The sequence below is a fragment of the Ellagibacter isourolithinifaciens genome, assembly GCF_008831035.1.
Classification (GTDB): domain Bacteria; phylum Actinomycetota; class Coriobacteriia; order Coriobacteriales; family Eggerthellaceae; genus Ellagibacter; species Ellagibacter isourolithinifaciens.
The window spans coordinates 79,943-96,210 of sequence record NZ_WAJR01000004.1 but is presented as its reverse complement, the minus strand read 5'-3'; the positions used below and the strand labels follow the sequence as shown (position 1 = coordinate 96,210).

At 60.9% G+C, this 16,268-nt stretch carries 12 protein-coding genes and 1 pseudogene; 5 read left to right on the top strand and 8 right to left on the bottom strand.

What is annotated here, in order from left to right:
* The first annotated feature begins 5 nt into the window (after nucleotides 1-5).
* Complete coding sequence (locus tag F8C90_RS03080) at nucleotides 6-674, top strand: Crp/Fnr family transcriptional regulator (RefSeq protein WP_158048980.1); 669 nt, start codon at nucleotides 6-8, stop codon at nucleotides 672-674.
* Between the two features lie 87 nt (nucleotides 675-761).
* Here F8C90_RS03080 and F8C90_RS03075 read toward each other — a convergent pair whose 3' ends face one another.
* The 5 genes from F8C90_RS03075 to F8C90_RS10885 form a co-directional block, all read right to left on the bottom strand.
* A complete protein-coding gene (locus tag F8C90_RS03075; protein WP_211361000.1) occupies nucleotides 762-1,859 on the bottom strand; it encodes an ABC transporter substrate-binding protein in 1,098 nt (365 codons plus the stop codon).
* 26 nt (nucleotides 1,860-1,885) lie between these two features.
* Nucleotides 1,886-2,815 carry a Rossmann-like domain-containing protein gene (locus tag F8C90_RS03070; RefSeq protein WP_158048979.1) on the bottom strand — a complete coding sequence of 310 codons (930 nt, stop codon included), beginning with the start codon at nucleotides 2,813-2,815 and terminating at the stop codon, nucleotides 1,886-1,888.
* The gene (locus F8C90_RS03065; RefSeq protein ID WP_158048978.1) at nucleotides 2,812-3,666 is read right to left on the bottom strand and encodes an ABC transporter ATP-binding protein; all 855 of its coding nucleotides are present in this window, start codon (nucleotides 3,664-3,666) and stop codon (nucleotides 2,812-2,814) included. Before F8C90_RS03065 ends, F8C90_RS03070 begins: the two co-directional genes overlap by 4 nt.
* Complete coding sequence (locus F8C90_RS03060; protein WP_158048977.1) at nucleotides 3,663-4,694, bottom strand: FecCD family ABC transporter permease; 1,032 nt, start codon at nucleotides 4,692-4,694, stop codon at nucleotides 3,663-3,665. The genes F8C90_RS03065 and F8C90_RS03060 overlap by 4 nt, the downstream gene beginning before the upstream one ends.
* Before the next feature lie 256 nt (nucleotides 4,695-4,950).
* On the bottom strand, nucleotides 4,951-5,193 hold the full coding sequence (locus tag F8C90_RS10885) for a DNA glycosylase family protein (protein WP_211360999.1): 243 nt from the start codon (nucleotides 5,191-5,193) through the stop codon (nucleotides 4,951-4,953).
* Between the two features lie 112 nt (nucleotides 5,194-5,305).
* Here F8C90_RS10885 and F8C90_RS11190 point away from each other — a divergent pair.
* Nucleotides 5,306-5,545 (top strand): annotated as a pseudogene (locus F8C90_RS11190) (transposase); the annotation flags it as partial.
* Nucleotides 5,434-6,468, top strand: coding sequence for an IS3 family transposase (locus F8C90_RS03055; RefSeq protein WP_246155760.1), 1,035 nt, complete (start codon nucleotides 5,434-5,436; stop codon nucleotides 6,466-6,468). The pseudogene F8C90_RS11190 and the gene F8C90_RS03055, both read left to right, overlap by 112 nt.
* A 235-nt stretch (nucleotides 6,469-6,703) precedes the next feature.
* Here the strand turns inward: F8C90_RS03055 and F8C90_RS03050 are convergent, their stop codons facing one another.
* From F8C90_RS03050 to F8C90_RS03035, 3 genes are all read right to left on the bottom strand, one after another.
* Nucleotides 6,704-7,117 (bottom strand): NifB/NifX family molybdenum-iron cluster-binding protein, encoded by a 414-nt coding sequence (locus F8C90_RS03050; protein WP_158048975.1) that lies wholly within the window; start codon nucleotides 7,115-7,117, stop codon nucleotides 6,704-6,706.
* A 390-nt stretch (nucleotides 7,118-7,507) separates the two neighbouring features.
* Entirely contained in the window at nucleotides 7,508-8,608 is a 1,101-nt protein-coding gene (locus F8C90_RS03045) for a nucleoid-associated protein (RefSeq protein ID WP_158048974.1), read from the bottom strand.
* A gap of 573 nt (nucleotides 8,609-9,181) precedes the next feature.
* On the bottom strand, nucleotides 9,182-11,413 hold the full coding sequence (locus F8C90_RS03035) for a molybdopterin-containing oxidoreductase family protein (RefSeq protein WP_170264510.1): 2,232 nt from the start codon (nucleotides 11,411-11,413) through the stop codon (nucleotides 9,182-9,184).
* Nucleotides 11,414-11,615: 202 nt separating this feature from the next.
* Between F8C90_RS03035 and F8C90_RS03030 the strand changes: the two genes are divergently transcribed.
* Together F8C90_RS03030 and polA are read left to right on the top strand one after the other, a co-directional pair.
* A complete protein-coding gene (locus F8C90_RS03030) occupies nucleotides 11,616-13,274 on the top strand; it encodes a helix-turn-helix transcriptional regulator (RefSeq protein ID WP_158048971.1) in 1,659 nt (552 codons plus the stop codon).
* 164 nt (nucleotides 13,275-13,438) lie between these two features.
* Nucleotides 13,439-16,066 carry a DNA polymerase I gene (gene polA / locus F8C90_RS03025; RefSeq protein WP_158048970.1) on the top strand — a complete coding sequence of 876 codons (2,628 nt, stop codon included), beginning with the start codon at nucleotides 13,439-13,441 and terminating at the stop codon, nucleotides 16,064-16,066.
* The last annotated feature ends 202 nt before the right edge of the window (nucleotides 16,067-16,268 follow it).

The following is a 16,268-nucleotide window of genomic DNA, read 5'->3' as shown; positions in this document are numbered from 1 at the left end:
GTGCGATGTCGGATTTTGCAGAGATACCCCTTGACCTTCCTCTTTTCGAGGGCGTTCCCCCCGAGAAAGTGCCCCATGTCCTCAAGTGCCTCAATGCTACCATTGCGACCTTCGAGAGCAAGGAGCGCATTCTCGCGCAGGGCGAGAAGGGGAAGTATGCGCGCTACCTTCTCTCGGGCAATGCGTTCATCTTGAGCAACGATTACTGGGGAAATCGCTCCATCTTGGGGGAGTACAAGCCTGGGTTCGTCATTGCGGCCGAGCAGTTCTTCGCGCTCGATTACGCGAGCCCGGCCGACGTCGTTGCCGATGAGCCGTGCACGCTGTTGCAGTTCAACCTCGAGAAGAAAGTCGAGGCGAAGCCTTGCTGCATGGTTCACGTCAATCGCATCAGGTCGAATTTGGCCTGTATCGCCATGAAGATGAACGCCGATCTTATCGGCAAGCTCGGCATTGTGTCGAACCGCACGACGCGCGAGAAGGTGCTCGCGTACTTATCGGAGCAGGCGCGCCTCAACGGTTCGACGGTGTTCGATATTCCCTATAGTCGCCAAGAGCTCGCCGATGCCCTTTACGTCGAGCGCAGCGCGCTGTCTCACGAGTTGAGCAAGCTGAAGCAAGATGGGCTCATTTCGTACACACGTGGCCATTTCGAGCTGCACTGCGTCTCGTGAGGCGCCAGGCACCTCGGCGCTGCCCCGCGCGTTCTCTGCGCCCGACTTTCGAGAGGCGCTGAATCGCGCGGGGTGCGGGTGCTTGCCTTAGAAGAACGACTGGTATTCCTCGCTTGAGAGCTCATAGCTGTAGAACTCGCTGAAGAACGATTTCGTCTCCTTTTCAAGGTCAATATCCTCGGTGTAGTCGGGATAGACGGTCTTCGCAAGCCACAGAAAGCCCAGCGTTGCCTCGGGGCTGGGGCGATCCCACCAAAAACCACCGATGGGAATAGAGAATACCTGCTTGTTCTTGATAGCCTTGAGGTCTTTGATCTGCTCGGATGTATAAAGGTCGTTAAGGTCGCTTCCTCCTTGGACGATGATGACGTCCGGGTCCCATTCGAGCACCTTCTCGACCGTTACCTCGCCATTGAGGTCGGTTTCGGGAACGGCGAAATCGGCACCGACGCCGTCGATCCAGGTGCGACCCCAATCTCCGGTATTCGCCTTTGTGATGGTTGCGTTGCTAATGTAGTACACGCTTTTGCGCTCGGCGTCGGGCACGTTCGCGATTTTCTTCCCCAGGTCCTCAAGCGTGGTGTCCCAATGCTCGACGAGCTTTTCCGCTTGTTCTTTGTTGTTGAGAATCTGACCGACGTTGAGGAATTCCTGCTTGAGCGTGTCAATCGCAGCCCAGCCTATGAGCATGACATAGGTTGGGATTCCGACATCGGCGATTTGGGCGTTGCCCTTATCGGAGCTGATGCCCACAAGGGCAATATCGGGCTCTTGCGCAATGAGGGTCTCAATGTTGAGGTCGTCGAAAGAACCAGCGTTGATGACATCGTTGAACTGCGGGTACATTTTGAGCAGTTGGGGAAACTTCTTCATGGAGGGTTGCGCGACGATCTTGTCGGCCCCGCCGAAGATGGCCACTTCGTGTGTGGTGCCACCGTTGCAGGTGATGGCGATGCGCTCGATGCTCTCGGGAATGGTGAACTCGTTTCCCTTGGCGTCGATGACGATGTTGCTTGCGCTTTGCGCTGTCGAGCTCGATGCGGCGCTCGACGAGCTTGCCGCACCGTCGCTTGAGCATCCGCCGAGGGCAATGGTGCCCGTCGATACGACGCCTGCCGCAATGAGCAATTCGACGAAGCGGCGACGGCTCATGGTGTTCGCCGGCTGTTGGCGTTGCTGGGTCATGGGTATTCCTTTCTGTTGGGGGGTGACTAAGCGCTTGGCGATGCGCTTGTGTACATGGTCACGACGTATCCTTCGGTTGCGGAACGGGGTCCTGCTGCGTCGAAATTGGCGAGCATGCCGTCTATCAGGCTTTTTGCATCGACGATGCGGCTTGTCACGATGCGTGTGGCGCCAAGTGCGGCCAAAAGCTCCATGGGTACCTGGGCGGAAGGGCCGAATATGACGAACTCGCGTGCTTTTCGGGGCAACCGGGCAATGTCGAACAAGCTGTCGTTTTCCAGGGCGCATCCCGTTATGCCGACGACGTCGGCGCGAGCTACGAGGTCTGTGGTGTCTTCCACGCCGTGGAATCGCACCTGGCCGGGTCCGTATCGCTCGCCATGCGCGTTCAGCAGCAGACTTTGCAACGTGGCACGGGGCCTCATGTCCACAACGTCAACCGAAGCGCAAGTGGCGGCCGATTCTTGCAGTATCATTCCCGCGCCAATGAGCACAACGGCATTTTCCGGGTGCAGGAACGACCGATCGGTTGGCGCAGAGACGTTGAATCCGCGCTCTTCGAGCTCCGTCGGCGCATTCAGCTCGCAAGACAACGCGTTGGCAATAGCGAGCGCCACGCTGCGGGCGAGCGACGCTTGCGCGGAAGCGCCTTGGTTGTTTGCCGCTTCTGCTGCGGAAGCGCCTTCGCGAAACAGCTGGGCAATGGCCCTGTCGGCGCGCATGCCCAAAAGGCGCTTCATGCTTCGCATGTGCTCGAAATCGAGCGCACCGTACACGGCATGCTGGCCGTTGAACGTGAACGCGCGGCCCGCCCGCCCGTCCGAAAGTTCTACAACGGCCCATCGTGCGGCGAAACACAGCTGCTCGATGACGGGCACTTCGCCGTCAGGGCAGGTGAGGGAAAGAGTCGCTTCAATGAGTTCGCGCAGGTTTGCGGGCGCACTTGCGGCAATCATGCGCGTGCTCCCTCGAATCGCGCGGGCATCTCGATCGAGTCGCAGGGGCAGGGATTTGCTTTCGTCTTAAGCAGCGGCACGCATGTTGTGACCGAGTTGTCGGGATGATCGGGCACGTCAATGGACGCGATGCGCACGGGAATGCCGTAGGCGTTTTGGAGCGTTTCCTCGGTTACGATATTCTCAATGGTGTCAACGCGGAAGGGCTCCGTCCGGCTCATGACGGCGGCTTTGTCGCAGCAAAGAAACGCATGATCGGGAAAATGTGAGGTCATGATAATGCCAACATCTCGCTTAGCAAGCGCGCATATCTGGGCGAGTACGCGCATTTGGTTTCCGAAGTCGAGGCTTGAGGTGGGCTCGTCCATCATGAGGAACGCGGGGTTTTGCATGAGCGCGCGGGCTATGAGCACCATTTGTCGCTCGCCGCCGCTGATCTCGGTGTAAACGCGGTCGCGGAGGTAGGAGATCTCAAGCAGCTCGAGCAGTTCGTCGGCTTCGTCGAAGGCGTCTTTCGAAGGCCCCGAGAACATGTCGGCACGGGCGATGGAGCCCATGACCACAACGTCGATAACAACGAAAGGAAAGGGCGGTTCGTGCACTTGCGGGACGTAGCCGATCAAAGAGGCCATTTCCCGGCGGTTCTTGTGGTCGATATGCTTTCCGTCGACATAGAGGCCGCCGTTCGAGAAGGGAATGAAGCCCAGCAGAGACTTGAAAAGCGTGGTTTTCCCAACGCCGTTGGGCCCTAGCAGGCAAAGAACCTCACCGCTTTCAAGTTCGAAGCTCACGTTGCGAACGACGTCGACATTTCGATACCCTGCGCATATGTTGCGCGCTTCGAGTTTCACAGTTGCCCTCGCTTTCGCTTAAGTAGCAGGTAGAAGAAAAATGGAGCCCCGATGATTGACGTGAGGATCCCCAGGGGTATCTCCACGGTGAACATGAGACGAGCGACGTTGTCGACAAGGAGCAGGAAACTTCCCCCTACAAGAAACGACATGGGGAGCAGCTCTTTGCAGTTCGGGCCCACAAGGAATCGAGCCATGTGGGGAATGATGAGGCCGATCCAGCCGATCATGCCCGCAATAGCAACCGATGCGGCGGTGAGCAAGGTGGCGCACAGGATGAACAGTCCGCGCAGGCGCTTGACATTGAGGCCCATAGCCTGGGCTTCCTCATCGCCGAAGGCCATTGCGTTCAATTGCCAGCGTAGGCAGGCTAAGGGCGCTATGCCAATGAGCATAGGCGGAAGCAGGAACAGCACGTCTTGAAGGGATACGGTCGATAAGCCACCCATGAGCCAATACGTGATTTCCGGGAGCTTGCTCTCGGGGTCGGCGATGTATTTCGTGAGCGTGATGAACGACGAGAACAAAGTGGACACAATCATGCCGCCGAGCACGAGCATGAGAATGGCGTCTTTGCCGCGACTCACGCGTTGGCAGACAAAATAGGCAAGCCCAACAGCGACGATGCCGAAAACAAAGGCGTTGACTTGGATGAAGGCATAGGGAAGGCTTAGCAAAATCGCAATAGCGGCACCGAGCCCTGCGCCCGACGAGGCGCCCAAAATGTCGGGTGAGACCATGGGGTTTTTGAAAAGGCCCTGATACACGGCGCCGGCTACGGCGAGCGAGGCGCCTACAAGAAGGGCGGCGCAAATGCGAGGTAGGCGCACTTTCCACACAATGGTTTGCGCCATGTCGCTTTCGGTGCAATCAAAGCCGAAGATTTTAGAGCCAATGATGTTCACGACGCCTATGGGGTCGATGGGGTATTGGCCAAGCATGAATGAGCCGAAAAACAGGACCACCATCACAACGATGCCGCCGCTTATGGCGAATGCTGCGGTGTGCTTGGCTGTCTTGAGGGGCATGGGGAATTCCTATTCGTGCGAGGAGATATATAGCATAAATAAGAATAACAGTTGGTTAAGAATAATCTGTTGGAATTGCCACGAACAAGAAAGTTATCGGGGAATTGGGTTGTGCCTGTGGGCGCGCGGGCACAGGCGCATTATGCGGGGCTAGTGTATGGCCGATGCTTCACCGGTCGGACGCAAGTTGGCTGTCTAGCGTCTCGTGAGGCCTCGTCTCACGCAATTCGCGCGCCTTGGTCTCGAAAACGGGGGCCTATTTCTTCTTCATGGTTTTCTTTTTTGGCGCGTGATCGACAAGCCCGGGCACCACGCCGTGCGACATTTCCCAGAAGTACAGGCTCGCCACGCTGCAATAGGGGCTGAAGCGCCGACGGTACTTCTCGAACAGCTCGCGCGTGATCTTGCGATGGTGATACACCATGCGCATGCCGCGCTGGATGGCAAGGTCGTCGAAGGCGAAGATGTTTGGGCGCCCCAAGCTGAAAAGCAAGATCATCTCGGCTGTCCAGATGCCGATACCCTTAAGCGAGGTGAGCGCTGCTATGGCATTGTCGTCTGGAGAGGGGATAATTTTCTGGACACCAAGTTAAGGGTGAGAGGTGTTCGGAATGACCCAAAGAAGGAAGCGCTACGACAAGCAGTTCAAGGTCGCGGCCGCCCGGGTGGTGCTGAGCGGAGAGATGAGAGTCGTCGACCTCGCAAAGGAGCTTGGGATCAAGGATTCCACGCTCAGACGCTGGGCTCAGGAATACGAGGAGATGGGCGATGCCGCCTTCCCCGGCAACGGAAGTCCCAAGGTCAACAAGGACTACGAGATCGTGAAGCTCAGGAAGAAGGTCGAGGAGCTCGAGCGCGAGAACGAGCTGCTAAAAAATTTCCGGGCCTTCTTGAGTCAAGACCATGCGCGAGGTGCGGGCTCATCAAGGCGCATAGGGGCGAACTCGGCCCCATCAGGAAGGCTTGCGAGATTCTCCACGTTTCCAAATCCGAGTACTACGACTACTTGAACAGGCTCAAGTCGAACGCGCAGATAGAGCGGGAGGCGCTTGAAGGGTTCGTCGTCGAGAAGGTCGGGCTGCACAAGGGCCGGCACGGCTACCGCCGCATCAACCGCGAGCTCAGGCGCGACGGGATAGCCGTGAGCGAGAAGCGCGTTCTAGCCGTCATGCGCAGGCTGGGCCTCCAGGCTAAGGGCACGACGAGAAAGCACAGGCGAGCGAAGCCGGTCGAGAAGGGCGATCCGCGCGTGAACCTCATCAACCGCGTCTTCGACGTGGACGCCAGGAACAGGCTCTGGGTCGGCGACATCACCTATATTGACACCGACGAGGGCCGGCTCTGCCTCGCGGCCGTGATAGACGCGTGGCATCGCAAGGTCGTCGGATGGTCGATGTCGGACAGGATCGCGGAGAAGCTGGCCATCGATGCGCTTGAGCAGGTCGTCGGAAGGGAGGACCCGTCGGATGACTTCTCGCTGGTGTTCCACGACGACCAGGGGTCCCAATGCACCTCGCGCGCATTCCAGAGATGCCTCGAGTCGCACGGGATAGCCCAGTCAATGTCAAGGCCTGGAAATCCGTGGGACGATGCGGTGGCCGAGTCGTTCTTCAAGACGCTCAAGCGAGAGCTGATAAATGGCGCAAGATACAAATCCAAGGACGAGGCGAGGCAGGAGGTGTTCAAATACATCGAGCCCTGCTGCAACAGGCAGCGGTTGCATTCCAAGAACGGATATATGGCGCCTTGCGACTTAGAGCGAGATGCCGCCTGAAGATGCTTAAATAATTGTCCAGAAAACCTTGACCACTCCAATCCTCCTTCGAGACAGCTCTCCAACTTTATGGGCGCACCCCCATGTCTCTAAGGCAGACACACTGTTTGTCCTATAAGCCCCTTGCAGGTCCCTAGGCGGACCCGCAAGGGCGCGCCTTCTTCCCCAAATCGTTCCTAGAAGAAAAAAGCTCGCCAAACGGCGAGCTCTCTGCGCGGTATGATTCTTCGCTTCTTTATGCGTTCGCTGTGAAGAAGTTCGCTTCCAGCTTCGCGAACGCATCGTCGACTTCTGCTTCTTCCTCGTCGTTGTTGAAGGCAAGGGTGTGGCACAGCTCGTCGGCGCCGATGAGCGTGTGGTTGATGTAAGCTTCGAGCACTTCACGCGCCGAACCTTCGACACCAGCGACGACTTCGATGCCGGCGTGGCAGAGCATATTTGCGAAGTCGTAGTCGATCCCGCCGGTGATAATGGTGCTGACGCCCAGGTCAATGAACATCTGCGCGGTGTCCTCGGCGGAAAGTCCAGGGTTCGGCAGGTTGCGGCAGTCAGCGATAATCCCTCGTTCGACGGTGTAGCACATGAAGCTCGCGCAATGCACGGCATGGGGCGATACGCCTAAACCCTCGCATGCTACGATAATAATCATCTATCACGTTCCTTCTCTAATCTTCTCGTTGTATCCAAGATAACGTGCGGGGAACGCGATTTGAATGGTTCGCCCGCCAGCGGAATTATAGATGCCACGAGTGACATTTAGCGCGCATGCAGTGCACGAAACGACCATGGTTCCATCATGATTCAATAGTTTGCATCCTACCATCTGGCTGAATTATCTACGGTTCATCCTCCCTAGGTGAGGAATCTTTGCGGCGGAAAGGCTTGCCGGAAGGGGAATCGTGCGGAAGCGATCAGGTGAGGCGGACGCTCAGCTGCGGGGTTGAGGCTGGCATCCGCAGGTTGACCGACCAGGTGCGAGATTGGGCGAATCCGAGTCAGCCTTTGCGCGCTTCCCCCCGTTTGCCTCCTTCGCGCGTCGCTACTTGTTCTCGATGCTTCCGATGTTTTTGAGCTCGATGCGGATGAGCCCGTTTGACGTGCTGGTGAACTCGATGAACTCGGGATTCTGCGCGTACTCCGCCGGGAAGGTGATCTCGATGCCAGTGTCGGTGCGGATCTTGTGGTTGCGCGTGACGCGCTTGGCGACCGCGCGTTCGACGGGCGCGTGCTCGGGAAGGTTTCCCTTCTGCGCCGCTTCGACGAAGCTGCGGCGCGGCCCCTCGTCCTCGAACACCTCTTCGACGAACTCGTCGAAGGGCACCTCATCGGAGTCTTCGGCGTTCTCGGCGACGTATGCCTTCGCCTTCGCCGTGGCGATCGCCGCATTGGCGCCGTACTCGTTGGCAACTTCTTCGACCAGGCGCATCGTCGTATCGATGAGCTCCTTGCTCGACGCTTCCATCGTGCACTGAAGCAGGCCCTGCGGGATGAGGTAGCGCTCCTCGCCGGCAATCTCGCGTGCCTTGTCGACGAACTGCACCGACATGGTGCGCACGTCCACCAGGCCAAACGAGGAAATCTTCTGCGAGGGGCTCGGCAGGATGGCGTGGTGGCGCTCGATACGATTCACCGACGCGCCGTCTTCGGCCTTGCCCACTTCGTGCATGAACGCCGGCTTGCTCTCGAGGAGCAGCAGCCCGAAGTAGCGGGCGCTTCTCCCAGCGAACGCTGCATCGAGCTCGGCCTGGGCAGCTGCGGCTTCTTCTTCGGAGAGTTCCGCGAGGTCTTCCGCAGAGAGTTTCGGGGCACGCGGCGAGTCCTCGAAATCGACGACGAGCAAGTCGCACGAGGCCGGCTGCTCCACGCGGCCAAGCTCGCTTCCTAAGAATTCGGCGATCATGAGCGAGAGGTCGGTAAAGTTGCTTTCCCCGTTCAGGTAGGCGCAAAGCTCGTTTTTGAAACCGCTTTCGGCCTCGAACTCGCCGCGCTTGTTATCGATGTTGCCCAGCGCATGCTTCGCGACGCGCTGCACGTAGGATTTCACGTTCTTGTCTGAAAGGTCAAGCTCTTCCTGCGAAAACACGTTCACGCATGAGACGAAATCGAAAACGTGCAAAATGGCGTGGTTGATCTTGAACATGGAATCGGGCTTCCTCTCGTGACGAATAGCGGGAACACACCTTACCCCATGAAGTGCGCGCGGGCAAACACAAGTCGGCCGTGCAGTGGAGGGGCAGGCATTTTAGGTGCGCTCGAAAATGGCGGCTAAAGCCGCCCGCTTGCGGGGAAACGCTGCGCTCGGATGGGCTCTGCTGCTAGTTGAGAGGAGCCGCGAGCTCGCGCGTGGAAGCGTCCGCATGGGGCGTTCGTGGGGAGCTTCAAGGATGTCGCGCGCGAACATAAAGATAGCGGGCGGGAAGGGATTGACGCCCTTCCCGCCCGCGTGGAAGCGGTCGGATTGTGGCAGCTTATGCGCTCTCGGCCTTACTCCGCTTGCGGAGGCGCACTAGGCGCACCGGGAGCACTCGGCGCACCAGGAGCCCCGGCCGCGCCGCCCGTTGTCGGTGCCCCGGCCGCGGGAGCCTCGAAGGGTTCCCCGCACTGCGGGCATTTCTCGGCGCTCACGTCATCGCATACATAGTGGCACTTCATGCAAATCCGCGCGCCCATCGTCGTTGATGCTGGTCTGAAACACATGGCTCATCAATCCTTATCAGTCTTGCTCTTCGCACTTGTAGACCTTGGCGCTCGCACCCGTGAGCGGCCAGGATCCCATCAGCGGATCGAGATACTTCGCGTCGTCGTCTAAAATCACGTTCACGTTCGACTTGAACACGCCGAACAGCGACGGCTCAGCTTCGGGCTCCTCGGGGAACCACCAGTCATGCTGCACGCTGATCACTCGCGGGTCGACCGTCGTCGTGGTGCGAGCGCGCTGCTTGATGCGGCCCTTGTGCGTCTCGATCCAGCACCAATCGCCCGGTGCGATGTCAAGCGAGATGGCGGTGTCGGGATGGATGTCGAAGATCGGGTCCGGATGCAGGTCGCGGTACGCGCCGGGTTGGCGATGCTCGGTGTGGTAGAAGGGCATGAACCTGGCGCCCGTGATCATGCAGAGCGGGTACTCCTCGGCGTACTCCGGGTCCGCTTCGGGGAAGTTCGGCGGGAACGTGAAGCTCGGCAGCGGGTCGAAGTTGCGGCCTGTCTCCTTCGCGAGCTTCTCGATGACCGTCGAGTACAGCTCGACCTTGCCCGTCGGGGTGAGGAACTTGAAGCCCGGCTCCTTGTACTTCTCCGGCACGTTGGGAACCTTCAGGTACTTCACCTTTTCGCAGAAGTCGCGGAACTTCATGCCGAAGGGCGCCACCTGGTCGTTCATCATGTCCTCGTACTTCGGACCCCACCACTTGTCGGCGAAGCCAAGGCGCTCGGAAAGCTCGTACCAGAACTCGTAGTCGTCGCGGAAGTCGATGTCGGTGCCGCCTTCGAAGCGCTCGAGGACGGGCATGCTGCCGGCCATGCTCACCTGCTCGACGTCCATGGTCGGGTAGCCGATGCTGCAGCGCTCGAGCCACGTCGCCGCGGGCAGCACGTAGTCGGCCAGCGCCGCCGTCGGCGTCATGAAGTAATCGTGCACGATGAGCAAATCAAGGCTCTTCAGCGCTTCATGCACGAGCTTCGTGTTGCTGAACGCGAGCATCGGGTTGTCCGCCTGCACGATGCATGCCTTGATGGGGTAGGGGTCGCCGCTGATCATCTGGCGGAACATCGTCGGCGCGTTGCTGTAGGGATAGAAGCGCGGGTAGGCCTTCGAGATGATGTCCCAGCCCTTGAAGGTGAGGCCCGGGTACATGTCGTTGCCGACCATCTTGTCGCGCTGCTCTTGGGAGAGGGCGTCGTGGGAGAAGTTCATGTCCTCGGTGTTGCCGCGGTCGCCCGGCATGGTCAGCTGGTCGCCGCCGACCTTGTCGATGTTGCCCGTGATGGCGCGCAGGATGGCCTTGCCCTGAATCGCGCTCGAGGCGTTGAGGCCGCAGCCGTCGCCGCCCTTCTCGCCCCAAGGCAGGCAGGCGGGCTTGGTCGTCGCGTACATGCGAGCCGCCTGGCGAATCTTGCCGGCGGGAATCCAGGTGATTTCGGCGACCTTCTCGACGGGGTATTCCGCCGCGCGCTCTTTCAGCTGGTCGAAGCCATAGCACCATTCCTCGACGAACTCATGATCGTAGAGGTCTTCCTCAATGATCACGTTGATCATGCCGAGGGCGAGCGCCGCGTCGGTGCCGGGGCGGATCTGCAGGAAGAGGTCAGCCTTCTGGGCAACCTCGCAGAAGCGGGGGTCGATGACGATGAGCTTCGCGCCGCGCTCCTGCATGTTGCGCAGTGTCCACTGCCAATTCAGAAGCTCGGATGCAGCAGGGTTGCGGCCCCACAAAACGACGAGGTCAGCGCGCATCCAGTCCGATTTATCAGAGCAGAAGCCGCCGTAGGTGCACGGCTCGAGCCACATGTCGGAGCTGTAGCAGATGGTGCCGTTGCCGCCAGTGTTCGGCGTGCCGAACAGGTTGGTGAACTTGTAGTGCAGGTTGGACTGCGTGCGGTACGTTCCCTCGAGGAAGCACAGGGTCTCGGCGCCGTATTTGTCGCGAAGATCGGCAAGGCGCCCGGCCATTTCGTCGAAGGCCTGGTCCCAGGTGATCTCTTCCCACTGGCCGCTTCCGCGCTCGCCGACGCGCTTGAGGGGTCTTTTTAAGCGGTTGGGGTTGTACTCGAAATCCTTCCAGCGGTCATGTTCAAGTCGGGAGCACACATATCCCTCGTTGTGCGGGTTGTCCGGATCTCCCTCAATCTTCACGACTCGGCCGTTTTCCTTCGTGCAGAGAACTCCGCAGTTCAGATGGCACAGAAAACACGATGCTCTCTTGACTTCCCTCTCGACCTCAGCCATGTCTTTCTCCTCTCGTTTTCGCGGCGCCGTCTTGGCTACCGATGCTTCGCCGCATCTTGAAATTGCCTCTCGATGACTTGGCGATGCTGCTATCATGGGTTGCAGGGGGAAAGAATGAATCACATCGAGAAGGTGATTCCCGCTGAACTGGGGAAATGCCGTCACCTTCGCATAGTGATTCATACTTGTAACGGGGGATTTCATGGGAGTGGATGATTCTGGCGTCGCATCCAGCGGCAAGCTCGCCGCGTCCGGCACCGCGTCAAAAAGCGGGAGCGGCACGGTCGGCGCCGCGTCTGGCGCCCCATCCGGCGGCAAGCTCGCCGCGTCCGGTGCGCTCTTGATTCTCGATTCGACGGATGACAAGGGCCGGAGAAAACCGGTGATGCAAACGTCTGCCGCGTGCGTGCTCGCCGCGATCGGCTTCGCGTGCCTCACGGTGTGGGGCACCTATATCGTGTTCTCGCCTGCGCTTCCGCTTTTGTCTTTCGAGCCGATGGAAATCGCCATCCTGTGCCTTATCGTCTCGCGCGTGGTGATGGACGCGTGCCTCGCATTCTGCTCGAGGTTTCCCGACTTCGTGTTCAGGAGAATGCGGCCCTTGGTGCTGCCCGGCTCGCTGTTCCTGTTCGCCCCGGCGTTCCTTCTGGCGGGCGCGAGCTGGGCGGGGCTTGTCCCGGAGGGGTGGCGCATGCCCTGCGCGATCGCGGTCTGGGTGCTGCTTGGCGCGGGGGAGCTTTCGCTCTCGCTTGTGTGGACGGTGCTCTTCAGCATGATGGCCCCGAAATGGACGGCGATGTCGATTGCGGTCGGCGGCGCGTTGGCCACCCCGCTCTTCCTTTTGGTCGCAGGCGCCGGAAGCCCGCTCATGGGCCTGTTCGGCCTGGCGTTCATCGTGATCTCGTGCATGGTGCTCGCCTCCGTCCTCGTCTCCCGCGTCGACCCCGACACCTTGGAGGCGATGGAAGGCTTCCAGCGCGACCCCTCCATCACGCTCAAGGCTGCGGCCTCGATCGCCGCGAACGGGATGGCGTATGGGTTCGTCGTCGTGATGCTCGCGCTTTCGGGTGTCGGGGCGGTGCTCATTGCCTCGGCGGCGGGCATCGTAGGCTCGGGCGTTGCGATCTTCTGGGCGACGAAACGGACGAAATCTCGCTGGGACATGAGCGGCATGCAGCGACTCACCGTTCCGATTGTAGCCGCATCCATCCTGTTCATTCCCTATTTCGGGCATGCTGGGCGCATCGTGTGCGGAGCGATTGCCGTGGGGGCGTTCGCCTATGCGACGCTCATGGAGTGGACCGACCTTGTGGTGTCGAACGCCGAGTTCCAGCTCTACCCGGTGAAACGCTACGCGATGGGGCGCCTCGCGCAGTGGACCGGCTTCGCACTCGGCGTCGTCGTCGCGTTCTTCGCGTTCCGCGCGGGCGACGTGGCGATCGAGGGTCTTGGCGAGCTGTCCTGCGTGATCGCGATCATCGTCGTCGCAGCCTTCTCGCTCTACGGCGCCGACGATTCCGAAACCGAGGACGCCCTGTTGTCCCTCATGACGGCGAGCGCCGAATGCCCGCCCTCGATCGACCCGCCGAAGAACGCGTCGCCCTTCCGCGACCGCTGTCGCGCCATTGCCGAGCAGTTCGATCTCTCGCCGCGCGAGGCGGAGGTGTTCACGTGTCTTGCGAAGGGCAGGAACGCCGAGTACATTCAGCAGAAGCTGTTCATCAGCTCGAACACCGCGAAAACGCACATCACGCATATCTACCGGAAGATGGGGATCAACTCCCAGCAGCGCCTGATCGACTTGGTCGACCGGGAGGAGCAGCCGCCTGTCCGGGAGGAGCGCGACACTTGCGACGCCTGAGAGACGCGTGAGGTGCACGACCCCCGCGCCGCCCGCAACGCGCGTGGAGGCCGAGAGGCGCGCGAGGCCCGCGAGACGCGCAGAGGCGTTGGAGAAGACGCGGCCCTGGTCGATTCCGTGCTACACTGATTCGCCGAGAACACCGCGACTCGGGAGGGTCTTCCATGTCTAAAACCGTGGCCGTCATCGACGGCAATTCGCTCATGCACCGCGCCTACCACGCCGTTCCGCCCACGATGAACGCGCCTGACGGCACGCCGACCAACGCGTGCTTCGGCTTCGTCGCTATGCTGCTGAAGTTCGTGGAGATGGCGCATCCGGATGCCATCGTGTGCGCCTTCGATGCGGGGCGCCCGAAGTGGCGCATGGAGGCTATTGAGCAGTACAAGGCGCAGCGTCCTCCGATGGACGACGCGCTTAAAGTGCAGTTTCCCCTGATGGAAGGCCTGCTCGAAGCGATGAGCATCCCGGTTGTGCGCGTGGCTGGCTGGGAAGGCGACGACATCTTGGGCACCGTTTCCGCGCGCGACGAGGCGCTCGGGTACCGCACGCTGCTCGTGTCGGGCGATAAGGACGTCTACCAGCTCGTGAGCGAGCTCACCCACGTCGTCACGACCAAGAAGGGCATCACCGATGTCGCGATCTACGGCCCCGACGAGGTCTTCGAGCGCTATGGCGTCACACCCGCCCAGTTCCCCGATTTCCTCGGGCTTAAGGGCGACGCGTCCGACAATATCCCCGGCGTGCCCGGCGTGGGCGACAAGACGGCCGCGAAGCTGCTTTCCGCCTACGGCAACCTTGAGGGCATCTATGAGCACACCGGCGAGCTTAAAGGCAAGCAGAAGGAGAAGATCGAGACCAATCGCGACCAGGCGTTCGCGAGCCGGAAGGTGGCGACCATCTCGCGCGATGTCGATTTCGAGCTCGACTTGGAGGACGCGGCGTTCCCCTCGTTCGACGCCGCGCGCGTGACGGCCGCCTTCAAGAGCGTCCGCTTCAATGCGCATCTGGCCCACGTGCTGAACCTCGTGGGGGAGAAGGCGCCTGCCGAGCGAGCCGTGCTTTCGTGGGAGCCCGTTCTGCACGGTGCCGACGCGCATGCCGCCGTTAAGGGCGCGATTGCGGAAGGGGAGCGCGTGGGCATCGCGTTCGTCGAGCCCGAGCAGGCGTCGCTGTTCGACGCGGGCGCATTCGCGGCGTTTTCCACCTCGAAGGGCGCTGCTTCCTTCGAAGGCGACGAGGCGCTTTCGGTGCTTGCCCAGGTCGTGGCGCAGGGGCGCTTCGCCGCGCTCGACGCGAAGGAGATGCTGCACCGGGTGTATCCCGCGGACACGGCGCAGGAGGCTCGCATCACCGACGAGGAGCTGTTTGCGGCTGAAATCTTCGACGTGGGGCTTGCAGGCTACGTGATGAACTCGTCCGTTTCCGACTACACGCTCGAATCGCTCGCCGACGAGTACTTAGGCGGGGCCCTTCCCGAGGTGAAGACCGACGAGGAGCGCGCCTGCGTGCTCGCCGCGGCGGCGCGCGCGCTCGAGGAGCCGCTTTCCCGCGCGCTCGAAGACGACGGGTCGATGCGCACCTACGCCGAGATCGACCTGCCGCTTGTCCCTGTGCTCACCGCGATGGAGCGCACGGGCGCCGCGATCGACGTCGCGCACCTCGACGAGATCGGCGAGCGCACGCAGGGCGACATCGATGCCTTGCGCGCGCGGATCATCGAGCTTGCCGGCGAGGAGTTCAACGTCGACTCGCCCAAACAGCTCGGTCATATCCTGTTCGAGGTCTTGGGCCTGCCGCCGAAAAAGAAGACGCAGCGCGGATATTCCACCGACGCGAAGGTGCTCAAGGAGCTCGCCGAGGTTCACGAGCTGCCTGCGCTCGTCCTGCGCTACCGCGAGCTCGCCAAGATCAAGTCGACCTACATCGATGCGCTGCCCCGCATGCGCGCAACCGACGGGCGCGTCCATTCCTCGTTCAACGAGACGGTGACGACGACGGGCCGTTTGTCCTCGTCAGACCCGAATTTGCAGAACATCCCCGTGCGCACCGAGTTCGGCCGCCACATTCGAGAGTGCTTCGTGCCGCTCGACGAGGACTCGCTGTTTCTCTCGGCTGACTACTCGCAGATCGAGCTTCGCCTGCTCGCGCACCTGTCGGGTGACGAGCACCTGGTCGCGGCTTTCAACAGCGGCGCCGATTTCCACGCATCGACGGCGAGCCGCGTGTTCGGCATCCCTGTGGAGGAAGTGACGCCCGAGCTTCGCTCCCGCGCGAAGGCGGTGAACTTTGGCATCGTCTACGGGCAGCAGGCGTTCGGCCTCTCGCAGAGCCTTGGCGTACCGTTCGGGGAGGCAAAGGACATGATCGACCGTTACTTCGAGGCCTATCCCGGCGTGCGCGCGTACCTGGACGCCACGGTCGAGAAGGCGCGCAAGCGCGGGTACGCAGAGACGATGTTCGGCCGCAAGCGCCATATTCCCGAGCTCCATGCGGGCAACGCGAACCTGCGCGGGTTTGGGGAGCGCACGGCGATGAACCATCCCATGCAGGGCTCGGCCGCCGATATTATCAAGCTCGCGATGATCGAGGTGTCGCGCAGGTTGCGGGAAGAGGGCTTCGCCGCGAAGCTGCTCATCCAGGTGCACGACGAGCTGGACTTCAGCGTGCCCCGTGGCGAGGTCGAGGCGCTTTCGGCCATGGTGCGTGAGGTGATGGAGGGCGTCGTCGAGCTCAAGGTTCCCCTCATCGCCGACGTTTCGAACGCTCCCACCTGGGCGGAAGCACACTAGGGAGCCAGGGGAGGGCGTGCGCACGTCGCGCCAAGGCGCCCGCGTCTGCGCGCTCCTTCCCGTTGGGGTTTGCTGGTCGCTTTGCTCGTTTTTTTCCGCTTGTCCGGAGGTTTTCTGCCTTCAGGATGCTTCTGCCCAGCTTCTCTCGCGCCGATTTGCCTTTCTTGCGGATCGACTCGGGCGAACCTGTACAAAAATGGCG

What these genes read in the sequence shown, in the direction of transcription:
- F8C90_RS03080 (WP_158048980.1), top strand. Translation starts at nt 6, where the DNA reads ATGTCGGATTTTGCAGAGATACCCCTTGACCTTCCTCTTTTCGAGGGC.
- F8C90_RS03060 (WP_158048977.1), bottom strand. Translation starts at nt 4,694, where the DNA reads ATGCCCCTCAAGACAGCCAAGCACACCGCAGCATTCGCCATAAGCGGC.
- F8C90_RS10885 (WP_211360999.1), bottom strand. Translation starts at nt 5,193, where the DNA reads ATGATCTTGCTTTTCAGCTTGGGGCGCCCAAACATCTTCGCCTTCGAC.
- polA (WP_158048970.1), top strand. Translation starts at nt 13,439, where the DNA reads ATGTCTAAAACCGTGGCCGTCATCGACGGCAATTCGCTCATGCACCGC.
- F8C90_RS03050 (WP_158048975.1), bottom strand. Translation starts at nt 7,117, where the DNA reads ATGATTATTATCGTAGCATGCGAGGGTTTAGGCGTATCGCCCCATGCC.
- F8C90_RS03045 (WP_158048974.1), bottom strand. Translation starts at nt 8,608, where the DNA reads ATGTTCAAGATCAACCACGCCATTTTGCACGTTTTCGATTTCGTCTCA.
- F8C90_RS03035 (WP_170264510.1), bottom strand. Translation starts at nt 11,413, where the DNA reads ATGGCTGAGGTCGAGAGGGAAGTCAAGAGAGCATCGTGTTTTCTGTGC.
- F8C90_RS03075 (WP_211361000.1), bottom strand. Translation starts at nt 1,859, where the DNA reads ATGACCCAGCAACGCCAACAGCCGGCGAACACCATGAGCCGTCGCCGC.
- F8C90_RS03030 (WP_158048971.1), top strand. Translation starts at nt 11,616, where the DNA reads ATGGGAGTGGATGATTCTGGCGTCGCATCCAGCGGCAAGCTCGCCGCG.
- F8C90_RS03070 (WP_158048979.1), bottom strand. Translation starts at nt 2,815, where the DNA reads ATGATTGCCGCAAGTGCGCCCGCAAACCTGCGCGAACTCATTGAAGCG.